This window comes from Empedobacter sp. UBA5528 (genome assembly GCF_002426075.1).
Classification (GTDB): Bacteria; Bacteroidota; Bacteroidia; order Flavobacteriales; family Weeksellaceae; genus Empedobacter; species Empedobacter falsenii_B.
The window spans coordinates 1-21103 of record NZ_DINY01000047.1 but is presented as its reverse complement, the minus strand read 5'-3'; the positions used below and the strand labels follow the sequence as shown (position 1 = coordinate 21103).

Below are 21103 nucleotides of genomic sequence, written 5' to 3'. Positions count from 1 at the left end.
AATCACCATTTGGTTTGAATTTCTTTTGAAACTAATTCTAAAGTTTTAGGGTGAATGATGGGTCTCGAACCCACGACCTCCGGAACCACAATCCGGCGCTCTAACCAATTGAGCTACAATCACCATTTTTATTGCGAAATTAACTTTTATTTAATCTCTCAATTGGACTGCAAATATAGCCTATTAATCGGTACTTGCAAATAATTTTGACAAAAAAATAAAGGTTTTTTACACCTTTATTTCTAAATTAAAGAATCTAAATTATTTACGCCAATATAACTTCGCGAAATAAATCCTTCTCCACCTTCAGTTCCGATTAATCTTCCTAAATCATATGCACGATATCGGATAGAATCTGTAAAATTCTTCGATGAAATTGGTGTTTGAGGTTCGCTCGAATTTGGATCAAAAAATTGCGTTTTATACGCCATGCAAGCTTCCACTTTTGTATCAACAAAACCAGAAATATCAATTACAAAATGAGGTTCTAAAGGCAACCATTGAATGTAGTGGAAGTGCTTTTTTGGACGCCAAGCTGGTAATCCATTATCAATTTTTGGTAAACCCGATAAGAAAATAGCAGTATTCACTAAATCTGAACCTTTTCCATGATCTGGATGGCGATCGTGAGGTGCATTACTCAAAATAATATCAGGTTGATATTTGCGAATGATTTCGACAATTTTCAATTGATTTTCTTTATCATTCAAGAAAAAACCATCAGGAATTCCAAGATTTTCTCTTACAGCAACTCCCAAAATGTTTTTGGCATCATTTGCTTCTACACGGCGCGTTTCATCAGTACCACGAGTTCCCAATTCTCCTTTTGTTAAATCGAGAATACCAACTGTTTTACCGTTTTTAATTTCTTTTGCAAGTGTTCCTCCACATCCCAATTCTACGTCATCAGGATGAGCTCCAATTGCAAGAATATCTAACTTCATTTACTATTTATTTAACCAATCTATTATTTCTTTTGAATCTGGAGTTACTTTTGATGGATAAGAAGCCTCTAAAGTTCCGTCTTCGTTAATCAAAAATTTCGTAAAATTCCATTTTACATCATTATCAGATTTTCCGTTCAATGATTTTTTTGTTAAGAATTTGAAAATTTCATTTTGATTTTTTCCAATTACATCACTTTTTGACATCAAAGGAAAAGTTACGCCATAATTTAATTTACAAAAACTTGCAATTTCTTCATTGTTGTCAAATTCCTGACCTCCAAAATTGTCTGAAGGAAATCCAACAATAACTAAACCTTGATCTTTATATTCTTGATACAATTTTTCTAAAGCATCATATTGAGGTGTGTAACCACATTTTGAAGCTGTGTTAAGAATTAAGATTTTCTTTCCTTTCAAATCCGCGAAATTAAAATCGTCATCATTGATATCTTTGAATGTATAATCGTAAATTTTGTTCACTTTTTGAGGTGTTTTTGTTGTTTGATGAATGGTTTGCTTTTTAGAAACTTTCTTAGTTTCTTGCGCATTACAAGCTATAAATAGCCCTAAAAATCCGATGAATAAATATTTCATTGCGTACTATTTTAAACAAATTTAAAAAAAATGTTATGATTTGTAAGTTAAAGTAGGTTAAAATAAAAAAGCTCATCTTTGGATGAGCTTTTTTATTTTATAATATTTAAAGAAATTAATTTTTTGATTTTACGTGGTAAACTTTGTTTTGGAAATACCAAGCTGCAATAGATAAAACTAACATTGCGACTGCTGTTGCAGGAACCCAGAATGGAATTGGAATTGGATCTCCGGCTGCGTATGAGTGTAATCCAGATAAGTAATAGTTAACGCCAAAATACGTCATAATTACTGTCCAAACAGCCCACATTGCTGCAACATTGAAGGCAAATTTCCCTCTCAATCCTGGAACTAAACGCATATGTAAAACAACTGCATAAACAATTACAGAAACGAAAGCCCAAGTTTCTTTTGGATCCCAAGACCAGTAACGTCCCCAAGATTCGTTTGCCCACATACCTCCTAAGAATGTACCAACGGTAAGTAAGAAAATACCAATTGTTAATGACATTTCAGAAACGTAAGTCATTTCTTTTAGCGAAATTTCAATCTTTTTATTTGGTTTAATCATCATGATAATTAATGAGAAAACTCCTAAAATAGCACTTAATCCAAAGAAACCATAAGATGAAACGATAATCGCAACGTGTACAATTAACCAATATGATTTTAGTACAGGAACAAGTGGTGTAATTTGTGGATCTAACATAGAACCTCCGTGTGCAAATCCCATCATAATTACAGCAACCATAGCTCCTGTTGTTGGAATAAATGCGTTTCGGTTTTTGTATAATAACAATCCAGCTAAAACACTAATCCATGAAATAAATACAATGGCTTCGTAACCATTAGACCAAGGTGCGTGTCCAGTTAAATACCAACGAACACCAAGTCCTGCGGCTTGTACGATAAAGACAATAAATATTAATCCCAAACAAACATTGATAATTCGATGAAGTGCTTTGCTTTCTGAAAATAACTGAATGAAGGATAAAATCATTAAAACTCCACCAACCATACAATAAGCAATCATCACCCAAAAGAAAACGTTGTATTTGTTGTATAACACTTCTATCTCAACTTTTGTTGGAGAAGGCACAACATTTTTACCCCATTTTTGTTGGTATTTATCGATATAATCTACCGCATTATCTGCAGGCGTCCAATTACCATTTTCTAATCCTTTCGAAACCATGTTAAAATAAACACTAATCATTCCAAGTGCCATTGTATCGATTTCTACAGGATTTTCTTGTGTTTGATAAATCCAAGAAGTCCAACGCTCTGAAGGATCATTCTGAACTGGAATTATTTTTAATTGATATCCTTTTGCAGTTTGATCTAAAATATTGAAACGCTCTGTAACCTTAATTACTTCCTCATCAAATTTAGAACGCTCTGAAGGTTTTCTTGAGAATGCCTCGTTATAGGCTTTATCTAATTTAAAACGAGTCGTTTTTGGATCGATCAAATTCATTAAAGATGTGTAACCATCTTCGTTTGCGCTTGTAATTTTCTTTAAACGATCTCCTCCTTTATCTCCAACTTCAATCATCGGAGCATTTACCCAATAAGCAGGGTCTAATTGCAAAGAAATAAACCATTTATTGGCAGATAATCCGTGGAATTTATCTTTTTTATAAACTTTTCTAAGGATTTCTAAAGCTTGTGTATTAAGAGGTTTTATACGTCCTTCGATATCTTGTGTAAGTAAATGACCAAATTTATCAGCGTGTTCGTCAGGAATTTTTACATTCTTCGCTAATTCATCTCCATCAGCCATTTTTGTAGAAAAACTACCAATGTGCTCTGATGAATGAACGTTCCCTTTTTCCGAATCAGTCTGAATTTTTTGATGTCCATTTTTTCCTCCATCAGTAGTACTTGGATTTTGAGCAAATGCTAATCCAGAAAGTAAAAATAATGGAAGTAAAATATTTATTTTTTTGGTATGTAAACTTTTTAATAGAGAGTTTAATTGCGTAAAACGAGTTCCTTTCCAGAATAATGAAACAAACATTCCTCCAAATAATAAGAAGTATCCTAAATAGGTAATGTTAGTCCCCCACCAGTCTTGGTTAACTTGTAAAATAGTTCCGTCTTCCGTTGGAAAATAACTCGATTGGAAGAAACGGTAACCTTTATAATCCATTACATTGTTCATATAAATGTGATGTTTTGTTTCTTTTCCCTCGTCGATAACTGTAATGTTAGATTCGAAAGAAGAAGGATTTGTAGAACCAGGATAACGATCTAAAATAAAGTCATCTAAACGAATGCTAAATGGAACTTTTACTAATTTAGAACCGTAACCTAACGAAATATTCATTCCGTCAATTTGTACATCAGCAGAATAATTTGTGACACCCTTTCCACCAACAATTGTCACTGTATCGCGTTTATCACCAACAATAACTTCGGCTCTAATTGCACCAGGTAGATTCTTTTCTTCTGCTTTAAATTTAGAACCTTGTCTATATAAAACTTCACCTTTGAAAGCCGGATTTGGAACTACAAATTGCGCTCCGTTGATTGTATATAACGAACGTAGTTTTAATGGAGCAGGAACATTAAATTCAACTTTTCCAGCACCTTCTTGCAATTTTTGCATGTCTGTAATTTGTCCAACTTGTTGTCCAGCCATTTGTACATATTCTCCTTCGAAAGGCGATTTGATAACCAAATTTTCTCCTTCTCCAGTAATTTGTACCGCACCATCTTGCGGTCTATTGTACGAAACTAAAGTTCCATTAACACTTTTTATTTCACCATTTCTGATGAAAACAGAATTACGTCCAGCTTGTCCAACTGTCACGATTTCTAAAACATTAATTCCTTCTTTTTTTCTTACAACCGTATCTAAAGCGTGAGGTACGTAATCAAAAGTTTTTAATTTAATGACTTTATCTTTGAACTGATATTCACCTTCAAAGTGTCTACGGAACAAAGAACTTGTACTATCTTTTCTGTCAAAATACGTCATATTGTATTGATGATTGTCATACGCCAAACGTTGTGTACCATCATCAACCATCATCTTGAAATAAGATTTGTACGATGTAATTTCGTTACTTGTTCCTCCTTCTGGAATAGGCATTTCACCCTCGAAACTGATGTAACGAGTAATTCCTCCTCCAATAAAAATAAACAAAAATGCTAAGTGGAAAACCAATAAAGGCAATTTTTCCTTTGACCATAATCGGTATCGTTTGATATTCATTAAGAACAAAACGATCAACCAAATCATTAATACCTCAAACCACTTTGCCTCGTAAATAACAGCTTTTGCAGTAGCCGTATCGTAGTCATTTTCAATGAAAGTGGCATAACCCATGGCGATTGCGTAGATGAATAGCAAGACCGTCATGGTTCTGGTAGAAAATAGATATTTTTCTAATTTACTCATTACTTATAATTGATTTACAAAAATAGGTGAGTTTATCAGATAAAGCATTAAAACTTAAATGATTTTTATTAGAATCAATGAGTTAATAGAATGTTAAATATGTTGTGCCAAAATTGATTTTAAATGTTTAAAAAACACACTGTTAATCAGAAATGTTTATAACAAAGTATTTTATTCAAAAATAATTTGTTAAGAAAATATTTAGAAATATCAAAAACATATCTTAAAAGGAACAATTTTTGTTAAAGCTCAATAACCAATTATAATGATATGAAAAAATTAACTCAAATTTTATGTGCTGGAGCTTTCATTTTTGCTTTAGCAAGTTGTCATAACAGCAAGGCTGTTGCATACCAAAAAGATAATGGTACAGGCGGTTATACCGAAGAAAAGGTGAACAATGATACCTATATTGTTAGTTTTGATGGAAACGAATACAATAAAAAAGACAAAACGTTTGACTATGCTTTGTTGAGAGCAGCAGAAATTGGTCAGCGTAATAATTTTGATTATTTTGCAATTTTAAGTACGGTGAACGATAAAGTTTTGGAAAAAAGTAACAGCTATACAAAGTTAGATAATAATGATACGTGGCTGAAAGTACAATATTTCAAAAACAGTAAACCGATAAAATTTCAAACGGTTTATGAACCAGCTGTTGTAATAAAAGATTTGCATAAAAAATATAAAATTAAATAAGAATACAAACCACTCATTTGAGTGGTTTTTTATTTTTGAATAATTTAACATTTTCGATGACACAATGTGGCGTTTTAACTTCTCAACTTTGTATTATGTTCGCATTGATAGATTGTAATAATTTTTACGCCAGTTGCCATCGTGTTTTTCAACCGAAGCTTCTTCATCAGCCAATTGTAGTATTGTCTAATAATGATGGTTGTGTAATTTCGCGTTCTGCCGAAGCAAAGTTAGCTGGAATTCCAATGGGTGCGCCTGCGCATCAATTTCAACGTATTTTTGAACAGAAAAAAATCAAAGTTTTTTCGTCAAATTATCAATTATATGCGGATATGAGCAATCGTGTAATGTCGATTTTATCGTTGTATTCGCCTGATCAGGAAATTTATTCGATAGACGAATGTTTCTTAAAATTGAATGGATTTGATCGTTTTGATTTGAAAAATTACGGATTAGAAATCAAATCTAAAATATATCAATTTACAAAATTGCCAGTTTGTGTAGGAATTGCTCCAACAAAATCCTTGGCGAAATTAGCGAATCATATTGCGAAAAAATTTCCAGAAGTTCATCAAGGGGTTTATATTATTCAGACTCAAGAACAAATCCATAAAGCGTTAAAATGGTTAAATATTGAAGATGTTTGGGGAATTGGTCGACGAATGTCGCGACGTTTGAGAATGATCGGTGTCAATAAAGCGTTGGATTTTGTACAATTAAAAGATGATTTTCTTCGGAAAGAATTTTCGATAGTAGGTTTGCGTTTGAAAAAAGATTTGTTAGGTGAAGCGGTGTTAGATTTAGAAGCGATTTCGGCAAAGAAAAGTATTGCAACGACGCGTAGTTTTGAAGAATATACCAACGATTTTGAATATGTAAAAGAGCGTGTTGCTACTTTTGCGGTTTCGTGTGCAGAGAAACTTCGGAAACAGAATTCTTCTTGCAATTTGGTTACAGTTTTTATTCAGACCAATAATTTTGATAGAAATAAACCACAATATTACCGTACAATTTCGGTCCATTTACCTTACGAATCGAATTCAAGTATAACGTTGTCCAAATTTGCAATTAAAGCGTTTGAGCAAATTTATAAAGATGGTTATGAGTACAAAAAGGCTGGAGTAGTGGTGTCTGGAATTGTTTCGTCAGATCAAAAACAATTATCGCTTTTTGAAGAAGAAAATCCAAATCACCCAGATTTGATGAAAGTCATCGATTTGTTGAACAAAAAATTTGGTGCGGCAAAAATAAAATTAGCTTCGCAAGATTTGAATAAAACGTGGAAAATGCGTCAAAATAATTTATCACCTTGTTATACAACCAAGTGGAAAGATTTGTTGGTGGTGTATTAAACGATAGAAAAAATGAATGGAGAGATAAAAATGTTAGACAAAGAACTCAACCTTTTTGTTATAAATACAGATGGTGAGAAAAAATATATTCCGAATTTTGGTCATGTAAATGCTGGATTTCCTTCACCTGCAGAAGATTTTGTGGACGATAGAATAAGTTTGGACGAACGTTATTTAACGCATCCCGAATCTACTTTTTTGATTGTCGTTGGTGGAGATTCGATGTATCCTGTTTATCAAAAAAATGATATTTTGGTGATTCGGACAGATCTTATTCCGTTGCATCACGATGATATTATTGTTTCTGTTAATAATGAAGATTATACGTTGAAACGCTTTGATAAAATAAACAATAAACTGATTGCGATAAATCTAAATTACAAAGATTGTGTTCAAATACACGAAAATGATGAGGTGGTTATTTTAGGAGTTGTTGGTGTTTTGGTACGAGAAATAACGAATAGAATTTAAATCTTTGTTGTAACTTTTTTATAAAACATGCATCTTAATAGTAAAGATATGATGTTATGAGAAAATTTATTTTATTGTGTTTTGCAGTGATGTTGGTGCAATCTTGTATTACAATTTCAACTGTTTCGAATGTGTCAACGAATGCGTCAAGATATTTGAGTATTGATGGAATTTATAAAACAGAAGGAACAACATATTCAGCAACAAAAGTGATTAGACGAAATAATAATCAAATCGTTTTGGACTTTACACAAATGCAAGGAGAAGTTTATTATTTCTTGAAAACAAATCAAGATATAGAACTTGAATTAGATTATGAAGTGAAACAAAAAAATGGTTTAATGGATTTTTCGATTGTAGATTATACAGGAAAAGAATTAACTCAAATAGGTAGTGCTTCGAAAGGAAAAATGAATAAAAAAGAATCTATTCATTTAGAATCTTATAAAAGTTATAGAATCAATTTTAAAGGAGATGATTTTAAAGGAAAAGTATCTGTTCAGTTAAATAATAAATAAATAAGGTCGAGTTTTACTCGACCTTATTTATTTTATTGAAATGCTCCAATTGTAGGAGTTGTTCCTCGAGGTTGTCCGTTATAATCTAACGGATATTGTTGCGCAAAAGATATTTTTCCTTTCCCTTTAGCAGGTGATTCATTTTTCACAGCTAATTTATTTGCGAAATAATTTGTATTCTCAAACATCGGATCTAACGTAATACTTGCCAAGAAATTTGGCGCAGTTGTCACATTTAATACTGAAGTATCCGCATTGTGAATAACATTGGTGTCAAATAAATAATTGAAAGCCGCACCATCTTTTTTATCCAATAAAATAGCATTTGGCGTGCGTTCATTATATATAATACAATTTCCGAACGTTGCTTTTGTCAAAGCCGAAACATTTTTATCATTGTTTTCGTTCCTCAAGAAAAGCGAATAAGCTGGACCAGCACTTGTCGCAAAATTGTAATAATTGGCAAAAGTAGAATGATAAAATTCGTACGAACCACCATATTCTATTGCTAAAGTTGCCAAATTACTATTATTCATCACCAAGTTGTAACCTGTAATTGTAGCGTTTGTTGCTAAAATTCCATACGATTGATTATTAACAATTTTAGCATTACTAATATCTAATTTCGAATTATTTACGTGTAAACCAGTATCTGCACCAATAATTTTTGCATAATTGATTTTTGATGTACTATTTGGAGCTAGTTCGATTTTGTTCCATTGATCAGGAATCGAATCGTATTTATTATCATGACGAGCTGAACGAAATTTCACTTCTTCATTCAAAGCTCCATTTACAGTAAGTTTTGCATTGTTTCCAACTGTTAAACTTGCTCCTTTTTTGAAATAAACTTTTGCACCTTTATCAATTGTTAAATCACTTGTAATAGTTAAATTTCCGTCAATTACTTGGGCTTCGTCCATATTCCAATTTGCAGAAGAAATTGTAGCATCTTTTGTATGAATTTTAGCTTTTTCTATCCAAGAAAGTAACTTGATTTTTTTAGAAGAATTGGTTGTTTTAAAGTTAATTTCGTCATCGTAAAGCGGATTAAGAGGCGCTTCTTGAGCATTTACTTCAACAAAAATAAATAAACTATCCTTTTTGCGAATCGGCACATTTTCGAAACTTGTTCCTGCTTTTCCGTCTACATTTATATTGAAAAATGAATTATTTCCACGTGTCAAATATATTTTTGGAATCACGCGATCATCATTCTCAGGATTATAAATTTTAAGCAGATAGGTTTCAGATTTAGAGAAATTATATACGGTATCTACGGAAACGGTATCTTTGCTAAAGCGCAATTCAGAACTAATTGGATCATAGTCAAAATCATCGCGACAAGATTGAAAACCAATCAAAGAAGCAATACCAAGTCCGGCGATTAATGTTTTTACGTTCATAAAATTATGATTCATTATATAAGTTTAAACAGCAAATAATAGGTTTTATTGTAGATGGACAAAGATAAAAAATAGATTTTTATGAATAGATTCACCAAAAATATTTGTACGAATTACTAAAATGTTTATATTTGCACCACGAAAAATGTGTACAAGAAGTGCAGGTTTAATTTTAAGAAGCCCATTACACTCGAAATTAAATTTGCTTAATGTATTGTTTTAAATGTTTTTTCAATAAAATTGATTGTAACATTCTGTAAATAATATTATCTTTGCACTCCAATAAAGTTAACAAAGAAGATTAAAAAAATGAAAAAAGATATCCACCCAACAAATTACCGTTTGGTAGCATTCAAAGATATGTCTAACGAAGATGTGTTCATCACAAAATCTTGTGCTGATACTAAAGATACATTAGTTGTTGACGGAGTAGAGTACCCATTAATCAAAATGGAGATTTCTTCTACATCTCACCCATTTTACACAGGTAAAACTAAATTGGTTGATACTGCAGGACGTATCGACAAATTCAGAAGCAAATACGCTAAAAAAGGATAAGAATAGGCAACTATTTGCAATCTTTAAAATATATCAAAAACCTACAAGAATTTCTTGTAGGTTTTTTTAGTTTAATCAGGTTTTAATTATAAATTTGTAACGTTATATTAACACAAAAAATAGTTAACTCACATGTCTTTATTCGACAATACACAGTTTGCTTTCGAATCGAAATCAGATAAAGATTTAAAGAAAGCGTATTACTTATACAAGTTAATCGGAAGCCCCGCATTGACAAGTTTTGGAACTAAGTTTTTTAATTTACCATTTGCGGTAGATATCCCATTCGTAAAACCTGTAATTCGTGAAACAATCTACAAACAATTTGTAGGAGGAGAAACGGCAGAACAAGGTGTGGTTGTCGCAAATGAATTATTTAAATATCACGTAAGTTCTATTTTAGATTATTCTATCGAAGGATTAACAGAAGAAAAACAATTTGACGAAGTTCGTGACGTTATGTTACACTTGGTTGATTTAGCAAAATCTAATCAATCAATTCCATTTGTAGTATTTAAACCAACTGCATTTGGTCGAATCGAATTATTTGAAAAAGTAGGGAAGAAACAAACGTTAACTGCAGAAGAAGAAAAATCTTGGGCTAATATTCGTCAACGTTTCGAGGCAGTATGTCAAAAAGGATATGATTTGGATGTTAATATCATGGTAGATGCAGAAGAAACTTGGATGCAAGGTTCTGCAGATGATTTGACTGACGAAATGATGGTGAAATATAACACAAAACGTGCATTAGTTTGGAATACGTTGCAAATGTATCGTCATGATCGTTTGGCTTATTTGAAAGAAATGCATGCAAAAGCAGAGCGCGAAGGATATTTCTTAGGATTCAAAATTGTGCGTGGAGCATATATGGAGAAAGAGCGTGCACGTGCGCAAGCCGAAGGTTATCCATCTCCAATTCAACCAAACAAAGAAGCTTCGGATAGAGATTATAATCTAGCGTTAGAATTTATTGCTTCTCATCACGAGCGTTTTGGTTTATTCGCAGGTTCGCACAACGAAGAAAGTTGCGAATTGTTAATCAAATTGATGAACGAAAACGGAATTGAGAAAAATAATCCAAATTTCTGGTTTGGACAATTATTTGGAATGAGTGATAATATTTCATTCAACTTGGCGCATTTAGGATACAATATTGCAAAATATTTACCTTACGGGCCAATCAAAGAAGTAATGCCTTACTTGGTTCGTCGAGCACAAGAAAACACTTCTGTTGCAGGACAAACAGGACGCGAATTGATGCTGATTGAAAAAGAATTAGAGCGTCGTAAAAAATCGAAATAATCGTATTTTATATAAAGCAAAAATCCACTCAATTTGAGTGGATTTTTTGATTAATTATTATTTTTCTTGATTCTAATCTTGCCTTTATGTTCATGATACATCATACAAGTTGCTTTATTTTCTAACTCTTTGCATGTTTTTTCAAAATCATAAATAACACTCACGGTTTCACCTTCTTTTTTGTCTGAAAATATTTCATTGTTACAAACCAAATAATCCTCTTTGTCATCAACACGAATGTAAGTTCCTGTACAATCTCTCACAATCGTTCCAGTAAATAATCGATCGTGTTTAATACTTGTACTGCAAGAAGATAGGGCTAAGGTAAGGAGAGTAGTTAATGAGAAAAGTAGTTTCATATTTTGATAAATTAATAATCATAAATATAAAGTTTTTTATAGTGTAAATAAATAGAGTTTAACTATATTTTAAAAACTTTTTTTATTAAAATTTAGAATAACCAACATCATCGAATCTTGTAAGGAAGTCACTTGATGAATAACTTTTGGAGGAAGAATATATTCGTCAAATTCTTTTAAATTGACAATCTCAATTTTTGAATCAATTTCTATTTCACCTTTCAGCATTAAAATTTTTGCATTTACAGGTAATTGATGATCGATTAATTTCAAACTTTTTTTTAGTCCAAAAGCAACAACACGCGTATCATCATTTCTGAAAATGATTTTTATAATTGGTTTTTCCGATTCCGAAATCTGATCTAAAATGGCATGTAACATAATGATAGTTTTTGAATTCTCTTAAAATTAGTATTAATTCTTCAAACTATCTGAAAATGAAATATTAATAATTTGTGAAATTTTAAGCAATTGTAATCTTCATTCTTAACACAAAAAAATGTTTAACTTGCGTTTTTAATCATATAAAATGACAACGAATTATTTTGCCGAAATTATTTTACCACTTTCATTAAATGGAACATTTACATACCATCTTTCTGAAATTGATTTACAGCAAATTAAAGTTGGTCAGCGTGTTTCCGTGCCTTTCGGAACGCAAAAATTATATACAGGAATTGTACATTCTATTCATCAAAATGCGCCAGAATTATACAAAACAAAGGCGATTCATGCTTTTTTGGATGATGAACCTTTGGTGACGCAAACGCAAATTAATTTTTGGGAATGGATGGCGAATTATTATATGTGTTCACTGGGCGATGTTTTTCGAAATGCTTTTCCTTCTGCATTAAAATTAGAATCTCAAACTTTTGTTCGATTAATTAATCCAAATTATGAAACAATTGAAGAGCTAAATGATTATGAATTCTTAGTTTTTGAAGCGTTGAAATTGCGTGAAATCATTTCAGTTGAAGAAGCAGCTTTAATTGTAGACGAGAAATCAGCAATTCCAACACTTAAATTATTAATTGATAAAGGAATTATTCGGTTAGATGAAAAACTGAACGAAAAATATACGCCAAAAATTGATAATTATGTCCGATTACATCCAGATTTAAAAGGAAATGAAACTGCCTTTATCGAGATTTTAAATCAATTAAATAAAGCACCAAAACAGCGCGAAACCTTGTTGCAATTGATTACGTTAGAAACGCAATCGCAAGAAAAACCGCTAAAAGTTGCAGATTTTATAAAACAAGGTGCGACAAATGCTGTACTTAAATCTTTAGCAGAAAAAGGAGCAGTTGAAATTTATCAACATCAAACTTCTCGTGTAGATGAAGATGAGAAAGAAGTTGCTGAAATTGCTGAATTGACCTTGAAACAAATTGCAGCTTTAAATCAAATTAAAGAAGATTTTAAGGATAAATCAACCGTTTTATTACATGGTGTAACATCAAGTGGAAAGACAGAAATTTATCTAAAATTGATGGAACAAGTAATTGCGAAAGGAAATAAAGTGTTGTACTTATTACCAGAAATTTCTGTGACAACTCAAATTGTTCATCGAATCAAAAAACATTTTGGAGAAAGAGTAGGAGTTTATCATTCGAAATTCAATCAAAATGAACGTGTAGAATTGTGGCAGAAAACCTTGAATGGCGATTTTGATATTATCATTGGTCCACGAACAGCGTTGTATTTGCCTTTTGATAATTTAGGAATGATTATCGTGGATGAAGAGCACGAATCTTCTTATAAACAAATGGATGTAAAACCATTTTTTCATGCGCGCGATATGGCGATGTTGCTTGGAGGAATGATGAATGCGAAGGTTTTATTAGGTTCAGCGACACCTTCGGCTGAAAGTTATTATAATGCGAAAAATAAAAAATATGGTTATGTCGAATTAACTGAACGTTTTGGGAGTATAAAATTGCCCGAAATTAATTTGATTGACCTCAAAAAAGCGCAAAAGGAAAAAGAAATTACAGAAGATATTTCGCATACACTTCGTGATGAAATTTTCAATCAATTGCATCAAAAAAAGCAAGTCATTTTATTTCAGAATCGTCGTGGATATGCGCCAATTATGGAATGTAATACGTGTGGTCATACGCCCGAATGTCCAAATTGTGATGTCAGTTTAACATATCATAAATTCTCGAATCAACTAAAATGTCATTATTGTGGTTATGCACAAGCAAAACCTTTGCGTTGCCCGAGTTGTGGTTCGTACGAATTGAATACAAAAGGTTTGGGAACAGAACAGATAGAACAGCAAGTTCAAACAATTTTTCCTGAAGCAAAAGTTCGAAGAATGGATGTCGATTCGATGCGAGGGAAATTTGCGTACGAAAAATTGATCGAAGATTTTGAGAACAAAGAAATTGATATTTTAATTGGAACGCAAATGATTACAAAAGGTTTTGATTTTGGAAATGTTAATTTTGTTGGTGTTATTCGAGCAGATTCTTTGTTAAATTTTCCTGATTTTAGAGCGCACGAAAAAGCGTTTCAATTGTTAACGCAAGTTTCTGGTCGTGCAGGTCGTCGTCAAGAACAAGGAAAAGTATTGATTCAATCTTTTCAGCCAGAACATCAGATTTTGCAAAATGTCACAACCTACAGTTATGCACCAACGATGAAAGATATTTTGTATGAGCGAAAAGAATTTTTGTATCCTCCTTATTCACGGTTAATCAAGTTGCGTTTCAAGCATAAAAATAAAGAGCGTTTGGATAAAACGGCGGCTCAATTAGTCGTTTTGCTTAAACCAAGTTTTGATGCAAAATGTTTACTTGGTCCAGAAACGCCTTCGATTGGAAGAATCAATAATTTATATATTACAGATGTGATGATTAAAATTAGACCAAATCAATCACCTCAAAAAGTAAAAGATTTAATTCAAGCAAAAATAGATCAATTGCATACAATTGCAGCTTTTCGTTCGGTACGAATTGATGTTGATGTTGATCCAGTTTAAAATAAAAACCTCCCAAAAGTTAACTTTTGGGAGGTTTTCTTGTTAAGATTCTAAACTTCTTAAATATTGTTGTTGCAAAGATCTACGTCTGCCTTTCATAAATAAGAAAAGGTTTAGCATCAACATTATTCCTAAATAAATGGCGAAACTACCAATTTTTGTACTTAATTTTACAATCAAATCTTCGGTTGTTGCGATAGAAGTCATGTAAACAATTAGCATGGCAAAACCGATATTCAAAAGATAAAAACCAATTTTGAATAATGAATTTGTTGCGCTTGCAATATCTTCTTTTTGATGGAAAATATCGTACATAAATATTTTTCCATTTTTGAATAAAACGTTAGAAACTGCGATTGTCATTAATATTGCCACTGGTAAGTAAACCAAATATGCAATTAGATTGTAATTTGTCATAATTTGCTGTGTTTAAGTGTTTATTTTTTTGCTTTTTCTTGCGATATAAATAATTGATAAATTAATAAAATGTAATATTCCGAGGATTAATAATATAAATCCAATTTTGTAGGACAATGAAGAAAACATGATGGTAATGGAGTCAACTTGTTCCCAGTTTTGTAAACTTATTGCCGAAAAACCTAAATTGACCAAATAGTATCCAATCAATAAAAGATTATTAATCGATTGACAAACAGAATGATTATCGATTAAGTTTGTCAAGTACACAAAACCAATTTTATACACTTTCCAACCAATAAAAATGGTGATGTAGAAAGTAATAATCAGATAAATGATATACGAAATAATATTATACATATTGAATTTTCAATAATTTTTGAAATTTGTGATTCAAAAAAATACGAATTGATTATTTTATCAAATTCGTGATTTTTCCTACCAACCAATGCTCATCAGATTTGATAGCAAGGTCCATTATATTATTGATTTTTGTCGAAACAGAAGATAAATCTTGTAATAATTTTGCAAATTCTTTTGCATCATCAGATTGATCGTCGATGTTTTTTAATGATTCTAAAAAATCAATTACCGGCTCTATTTCACGCTTTCTGCGTTCTTTTGTAATTTGTTTGAATAAATACCAAACATCTTTATCGGCAACAAAATATTCTTTACGTTCTCCTTTTATCAATTCTTTTCTTACAATTCCCCAATCCATCAAAGCACGCAAATTCATATTTGCATTTCCGCGAGAAATTTGTAATTCCTCCATAATTTGATCTGTAGAAATAGGTTCATTATACGTTAATAATAATGCATGAACTTGTGCCATAGTACGATTTATTCCCCAGTTAACAGCGAAAGTTCCCCAAGTTTGAACAAATTTTTCTTTTGATTCTTCTAATTTCATTGCAATTATTATTTACACAAATATATATAAATTTCTATACTTTCAAAAATTATTGAAAATTAATTTTGAAAAATATTTTAGCGCTATTTATAAGATAAATCTTAAACTTGCTTGTAACATTTTTCTTATAATTTCGACTTATCTGTTATCTTTATTGAAATTTACAACAATCTATGATATCTATTCGAGATTTAAATAAATCCTACATAATGGGAAAAAACAAACTTCACGTACTCAAAGGAATTAACCTTGAGATTACGGAAGGCGAATTTGTTGCGATTATGGGATCTTCGGGTTCGGGGAAATCAACTTTATTGAATATCATTGGAATGTTGGACGAGCATGATACAGGTATTTATGAATTGGACGGTGTTAGAATTGAGAAGTTAAACGAAACTAAAGCGGCTAATTATCGAAACAAATTTTTAGGATTTATTTTTCAATCTTATAATTTAATTAGTTTCAAAAATGTATTAGAAAATGTAGCGTTACCGTTGTATTATCAAAAAGTAAAACGATCGGATCGAAATAAAATAGCGCTTAGTTATCTGGAAAGAGTGGGGTTGGAGCCTTGGGCTACTCATATGCCAAATGAACTTTCGGGTGGACAAAAACAACGTGTTGCAATTGCGCGTGCATTGGCTGCAAAACCAAAATTGTTATTGGCGGATGAGCCTACAGGAGCGCTGGATACAAAGACTTCGCAAGAAGTAATGCACCTGATTCAAGAAATTAATGACGAAGGTAAAACAATTGTAATGGTGACGCATGAAGATGATATTGCAAATATGTGTAAACGTATTGTTCGTCTTAAAGATGGTGTAATTGTAAGTGACGAAAAAGTAGAACAAGTAAGAGTTTAATGATTTTCGAATCTCAAACTTCGTAAATCATAAATCAAAGAATCTTAAATATAAAATATGTTTGATACAGACCGTTGGAGCGAAATATGGTCGTCCATTGCAAGTAATAAATTGCGTACAGCATTGTCGGGTTTGACAATCGCTTTGGCGCTTTTTGTGTTTATTACATTGTATGGATTGGGAAATGGTTTGCAGAACGGGTTTCAACAAGAATTTTTCAAAGCAAATTCATTAAATATTACCGTTAACGGAGGTACAACAACAGAACCTTACAATGGTTTCAAACAAGGACGTACAATTGAATTGGATGTAAAAGATTTTGATTTTATTAAACATTCTTTTCCAGATGAAATAAAATCGATTGTAAGTACAATTTCGAAAAGTGATACGATTAGAAATGAAGCTAATTCAGGAAGTTATTCAATTACTGGAGTTTATCCAGAATATGAATCAATGATTAATGAAAATGTAACGCTTGGTCGATTTATCAATAAAAAAGATATGGAGAATCAGTCCAAATCAATTGTTATTGGACGATTGGTTGCGCAAGATTTTTTTCCAAATCAGATTGCGATTGGTAAGTATTTGCAATTAGGTTCAAGTATGTATCAAGTGGTTGGTGTTTTCGAAAGTAAAGATGGTGGTGATAATGCCGAGCGTGCTTTGTATGCACCTTTTACAACGTTTAGAACGATTTATGCTACAGATAAAGTATCATCGATTATTGTAACACCAAAAGATGGAATGGCTTTGGCTGACATTTCTAAACTTGCAAATGCAATTGAATATAATATAAAAGGTCGACATAATGTTGCACCTTCTGATTATGGTGGAATTTGGGTGCGAAATGCGGCTGATGCAATGGAAGATACCAATCAATTTTTCTTGATTCTGACAATTATTGTATTTGTAATTGGTGGAGGAAGTTTGATTGCAGGAATCGTAAGTATCGGAAATATTATGGTGTTTAGTGTAAAAGAGCGTACCAAAGAAATTGGTATTCGAAAAGCTTTAGGCGCAACACCAGCCAATGTTTTGGGACTGATTTTACAAGAAGCAATTATGATTACAATTATTTTCGGAGCAATAGGAATTGCTTTAGCGGCACTTGTTGTAGAAAATATTGGAGATAGCTTAGAAGAATATTTTATTTATAATCCAGGTGTAGAAACTAATTCGTTGGTAATGGCTTGTATTATTTTATTTGTTGCAGGAACAGTTTCTGGATTAATTCCAGCTTTGAATGCAGCACGTATTAAACCTATTGATGCTTTAAGAGACGAATAATGAACTTTATAAAATTTGTTTTTGATCCAGATGCTTGGAGCGAAGTCTACGCGGCGATTCGCAAAAATAAATTGCGCACTATTTTGACAATGATTGGTGTTGCATGGGGAATGTTCTTATTTGTATTATTGTTAGGAGTAACACGCGGTTTGCAAAATGGTTTTGACCGTAATTTGGCAAATGCCGCAACCAATTCATTATTTGTTTGGGGAGGGACAACATCGATGCCATATCAAGGATTTCAAAAAGGTCGCACAATTGAATTGAAAATGAGTGATGTTCGTCAAATTCAGGCTCGTTTTCCTCAAATTTCGTTGTTAGCTCCTCGAAACTCGAAACCAAATTCAATATTAACTTACGGAACAAAATATAATTTTTACACGGTTAATGGAGATTATCCAGATCAAAACCGAATGTTTGGGAAAGATATTATTCAAGGTCGTTTTATCAATGAAGATGATATCAAAACTGAATCGAAAGTTTGTGTAATTGGAATTGAAGTTGCCGAACAATTTTTTGGTGATAAACCGAAACCTTTAGGGAAAGAAATCAGAATTAGCGATAGTTATTATACAATTGTCGGCGTTTACGACACACCTTCTTCGCCTGTAGAGAGTAAAGATCAAGTGTTTATTCCGTTTACAACATTTCAAAAAATATACAATCAAGGAGAAACGATTCAATATTTAAGTTTGAGTTTACCTAATAATTATGATATTGTAGCATTCGAAAAAGAATTAAAAACATATCTGAAACAAATTAAAAATATTTCGCCAGATGACGACCAGGGAATTGGTGGTTTTAATTTAGGTGAAATGCTTGGAAAGATTATGAAATTCGTAAAAGGAATGCAGTTCCTAGCGATTGTTGTAGGAGGAATGACATTATTTTCCGGGGTTATTGCGATTGCAAGTATTTTATTGATTACAGTTTCAGAACGAACAAAAGAATTTGGAATTCGAAGAGCATTAGGTGCAATTCCTGCTCAAATTCGAGGACAAATTTTGTTAGAATCAGTAGTTTTAACATTAATTGCAGGTTTAGGCGGAATTATTTTTGCAGCACTTTTACTAATGGTTCTCAACGAAATTATCATTCCATCAAATAAAAACATACCTTTATATAATGCGTCAATCGATTTGTTTACACTTTTTACAGCTTTAGCAGTGATGGTGATTATGGCAACTTTAGCGGGATTGATTCCTGCTCAACGTGCAATTCAAATCAAACCTATTGATGCTTTGAGAGATGAATAACTAAAACTTAACAGATATAGAAGAATGAAAAAATTTCTAAAGATTTTGATGATTGTCGTTTTTATCGGTGCTGTAATCGGTGTGATTGCATATTTCGGTAAAAAGAATAGCCAAGACAATGAAGTTTATGAAACGACAACGCCTTTTATGGGAAATATAGAGGTGAAAGCTGTTGCAACTGGTGAATTAAAACCGTTGGAAACAATTGAAATTAAGCCAAATATTTCGGGTGTTATAAAATCGATTAATGTTGCTGAAGGACAATATGTAGAGCGTGGTCAGTTGATTTGTGAACTGAAAGTTGTTCCAAATGTTCAGTCGTTAAATGCAGCTCGTCAGTCTATTCAAGCGGCTCAAATTACGGTCGATCAAGAACGTCGTAATTTCAATCGAACATCAACTTTATATAATCAAGGTGTTTTGCCTCGTGCAGATTATGACAATGCAAATGCGACATATAAGTCAGCTCAACAACAATTAAAAGCTGCCGAAAACGATTACAAAGTTGCGCAAACAGGTATTGCTCCCGGTTTGGAAGCTTATGCAACAACACGTATTACAGCAACTACTTCGGGAATGATTTTAGATATTCCTGTTGAGGTTGGGAATATGGTGCAAGAGATTAATAATTTCTCTACAGGTACTACTATTGCTACGATGGCTGATGTTAAGAAAATGATTTTCCAAGGAAAAGTTGACGAAGCTGAGGTTGGTAAATTAAAAGAAGGAATGAAAATTAATGTATCGATTGGTGCAATTCCGAACAAAACTTTTACAGCGATTCTTGATTTTATTTCGCCTCAAGGAGTTGCAACGAATGGAGTAGTTCAGTTCGAGATTAAAGCACCAGTTCAATTAGATTCAGATAACTTTATTCGTGCGGGATATTCTGCAAATGCTGAGGTTGTAACGCAGGAAGCAAAAAATGTATTGTTGGTAAAATCAGCGCATGTTCGTTACGACGAAAACCAAAAACCATATGTTGAGATTCTTACTTCTGGTAAAGGACAAGATGCAAAATACGAAAAGAAATACATCACTCTTGGAATTACAGACGGAGTGAATGTTCAAGTAAAATCTGGCTTGAAAAAAACAGATAAAATCAAAATTTGGAATACCGATTTGGAAAAAGATAAAAACGGTAACGGTCCACATTAATAAGATACAAAAGGAGAATAAAGCGTTCTCCTTTTTTTGATTCTGTCACTCCGATTTTATCAAAAAGCTTTTTTATAGAAACTTAATTATGATGTCATCAGCATCGTATCCATTATATTATTAACTATACTGAATAACTCATTCTCGCTTTGCGACAATTCCTCCCGAATAGTTAACTCAAAAGTATCCATTTTACTTTTCTTTTTGGTAAGAAAAGCAAAACGTCTAATCATTTTATGAAGTTAAAAGGCATTCTTGAGTAATTAACAAGTTTAATTTTCCTGTCGTTTCGAGCTTGTCGAGAAATCTATCCCGTTATAATTTAGTTTTTAAAAAGAGCTTTTCTCGTCAAAAATCTAATATCTCAGTTCTCATATCTAAACATTTCAAAAAATATTTTCCATTGTACCAATAACTTAAGGAAAGAATGTAAAATAAAAGTAAAGTATGTTTGGAAAAACGAATAATCCAGCCGTATATTTGCAATCCCAATACGAAAGACGAGTAGTATTGTAGTTGACATAAGGACTTATATAGCGACAAAAATTATTTAAAAATAAATTTGCGAGTTTAGAAATAAGCATTACCTTTGCAATCCGATTCCG

The 21103-nt window shown here is 32.1% G+C and carries 20 protein-coding genes and 1 tRNA gene; 11 read left to right on the top strand and 10 right to left on the bottom strand.

Annotated elements, in window-relative coordinates; all coding sequences use genetic code 11:
- Window positions 1-48 precede the first annotated feature (48 nt).
- The 4 genes from B4L98_RS10670 to ccsA all read right to left on the bottom strand — a co-directional run bounded on the left by B4L98_RS10670 (window position 49) and on the right by ccsA (window position 4947).
- Window positions 49-124 (bottom strand) — tRNA-His (locus tag B4L98_RS10670).
- 118 nt (window positions 125-242) lie between these two features.
- Window positions 243-944, bottom strand: coding sequence for a bacillithiol biosynthesis deacetylase BshB1 (bshB1, locus tag B4L98_RS10665; RefSeq protein ID WP_125349099.1), 702 nt, complete (start codon window positions 942-944; stop codon window positions 243-245).
- 3 nt (window positions 945-947) lie between these two features.
- Complete coding sequence (locus B4L98_RS10660) at window positions 948-1541, bottom strand: glutathione peroxidase (protein WP_181816287.1); 594 nt, start codon at window positions 1539-1541, stop codon at window positions 948-950.
- Window positions 1542-1656: 115 nt separating this feature from the next.
- A complete protein-coding gene (gene ccsA, locus B4L98_RS10655) occupies window positions 1657-4947 on the bottom strand; it encodes a cytochrome c biogenesis protein (RefSeq protein ID WP_291047538.1) in 3291 nt (1096 codons plus the stop codon).
- Between the two features lie 270 nt (window positions 4948-5217).
- Here ccsA and B4L98_RS10650 point away from each other — a divergent pair, with 270 nt between their 5' ends.
- Genes B4L98_RS10650 through B4L98_RS10635 form a run of 4 tightly spaced genes read left to right on the top strand, consistent with a single transcriptional unit; the run spans window position 5218 to window position 7987 of the window.
- Window positions 5218-5646, top strand: coding sequence for a CC0125/CC1285 family lipoprotein (locus B4L98_RS10650; protein ID WP_180906237.1), 429 nt, complete (start codon window positions 5218-5220; stop codon window positions 5644-5646).
- A gap of 17 nt (window positions 5647-5663) precedes the next feature.
- Window positions 5664-6998 carry a Y-family DNA polymerase gene (locus B4L98_RS10645; RefSeq protein WP_306459994.1) on the top strand — a complete coding sequence of 445 codons (1335 nt, stop codon included), beginning with the start codon at window positions 5664-5666 and terminating at the stop codon, window positions 6996-6998.
- A gap of 12 nt (window positions 6999-7010) precedes the next feature.
- On the top strand, window positions 7011-7469 hold the full coding sequence (locus tag B4L98_RS10640; protein WP_115001214.1) for a LexA family protein: 459 nt from the start codon (window positions 7011-7013) through the stop codon (window positions 7467-7469).
- Window positions 7470-7525: 56 nt separating this feature from the next.
- The gene (locus B4L98_RS10635) at window positions 7526-7987 is read left to right on the top strand and encodes a hypothetical protein (RefSeq protein ID WP_219034692.1); all 462 of its coding nucleotides are present in this window, start codon (window positions 7526-7528) and stop codon (window positions 7985-7987) included.
- A gap of 32 nt (window positions 7988-8019) precedes the next feature.
- Here B4L98_RS10635 and B4L98_RS10630 read toward each other — a convergent pair whose 3' ends face one another.
- Window positions 8020-9408, bottom strand: coding sequence for a hypothetical protein (locus B4L98_RS10630; RefSeq protein ID WP_291078206.1), 1389 nt, complete (start codon window positions 9406-9408; stop codon window positions 8020-8022).
- A 294-nt stretch (window positions 9409-9702) separates the two neighbouring features.
- Here B4L98_RS10630 and B4L98_RS10625 point away from each other — a divergent pair, with 294 nt between their 5' ends.
- Together B4L98_RS10625 and B4L98_RS10620 are read left to right on the top strand one after the other, a co-directional pair.
- On the top strand, window positions 9703-9951 hold the full coding sequence (locus tag B4L98_RS10625) for a type B 50S ribosomal protein L31 (RefSeq protein WP_038335685.1): 249 nt from the start codon (window positions 9703-9705) through the stop codon (window positions 9949-9951).
- A 132-nt stretch (window positions 9952-10083) separates the two neighbouring features.
- The gene (locus B4L98_RS10620; protein ID WP_115001213.1) at window positions 10084-11256 is read left to right on the top strand and encodes a proline dehydrogenase family protein; all 1173 of its coding nucleotides are present in this window, start codon (window positions 10084-10086) and stop codon (window positions 11254-11256) included.
- A gap of 50 nt (window positions 11257-11306) precedes the next feature.
- Here the strand turns inward: B4L98_RS10620 and B4L98_RS10615 are convergent, their stop codons facing one another.
- Together B4L98_RS10615 and B4L98_RS10610 are read right to left on the bottom strand one after the other, a co-directional pair.
- Complete coding sequence (locus B4L98_RS10615; protein WP_115001211.1) at window positions 11307-11615, bottom strand: hypothetical protein; 309 nt, start codon at window positions 11613-11615, stop codon at window positions 11307-11309.
- Window positions 11616-11684: 69 nt separating this feature from the next.
- Complete coding sequence (locus B4L98_RS10610) at window positions 11685-11996, bottom strand: hypothetical protein (RefSeq protein WP_115001209.1); 312 nt, start codon at window positions 11994-11996, stop codon at window positions 11685-11687.
- 148 nt (window positions 11997-12144) lie between these two features.
- Between B4L98_RS10610 and priA the strand changes: the two genes are divergently transcribed.
- Window positions 12145-14604, top strand: a complete 2460-nt coding sequence (priA, locus tag B4L98_RS10605; protein ID WP_286496372.1) for a replication restart helicase PriA — start codon at window positions 12145-12147, stop codon at window positions 14602-14604.
- 42 nt (window positions 14605-14646) lie between these two features.
- Here the strand turns inward: priA and B4L98_RS10600 are convergent, their stop codons facing one another.
- From B4L98_RS10600 to B4L98_RS10590, 3 genes are read right to left on the bottom strand one after another with little or no spacing between them, the layout of a single operon-like run.
- Window positions 14647-15021, bottom strand: a complete 375-nt coding sequence (locus B4L98_RS10600; protein ID WP_125349102.1) for a hypothetical protein — start codon at window positions 15019-15021, stop codon at window positions 14647-14649.
- A gap of 12 nt (window positions 15022-15033) precedes the next feature.
- Entirely contained in the window at window positions 15034-15381 is a 348-nt protein-coding gene (locus B4L98_RS10595; RefSeq protein ID WP_115001203.1) for a hypothetical protein, read from the bottom strand.
- Window positions 15382-15433: 52 nt separating this feature from the next.
- Complete coding sequence (locus tag B4L98_RS10590; RefSeq protein WP_038335692.1) at window positions 15434-15934, bottom strand: GbsR/MarR family transcriptional regulator; 501 nt, start codon at window positions 15932-15934, stop codon at window positions 15434-15436.
- Between the two features lie 173 nt (window positions 15935-16107).
- On the opposite strand from B4L98_RS10590, the gene B4L98_RS10585 reads away from it, so the two are divergent.
- Genes B4L98_RS10585 through B4L98_RS10570 form a run of 4 tightly spaced genes read left to right on the top strand, consistent with a single transcriptional unit; the run spans window position 16108 to window position 20498 of the window.
- Window positions 16108-16797 carry an ABC transporter ATP-binding protein gene (locus B4L98_RS10585; protein ID WP_038335693.1) on the top strand — a complete coding sequence of 230 codons (690 nt, stop codon included), beginning with the start codon at window positions 16108-16110 and terminating at the stop codon, window positions 16795-16797.
- Window positions 16798-16854: 57 nt separating this feature from the next.
- Window positions 16855-18084 (top strand): ABC transporter permease, encoded by a 1230-nt coding sequence (locus tag B4L98_RS10580; protein ID WP_038335694.1) that lies wholly within the window; start codon window positions 16855-16857, stop codon window positions 18082-18084.
- On the top strand, window positions 18084-19340 hold the full coding sequence (locus B4L98_RS10575) for an ABC transporter permease (RefSeq protein WP_038335695.1): 1257 nt from the start codon (window positions 18084-18086) through the stop codon (window positions 19338-19340). Before B4L98_RS10580 ends, B4L98_RS10575 begins: the two co-directional genes overlap by 1 nt.
- A gap of 24 nt (window positions 19341-19364) precedes the next feature.
- Window positions 19365-20498, top strand: a complete 1134-nt coding sequence (locus B4L98_RS10570; RefSeq protein WP_219034695.1) for an efflux RND transporter periplasmic adaptor subunit — start codon at window positions 19365-19367, stop codon at window positions 20496-20498.
- Window positions 20499-21103 lie beyond the last annotated feature (605 nt).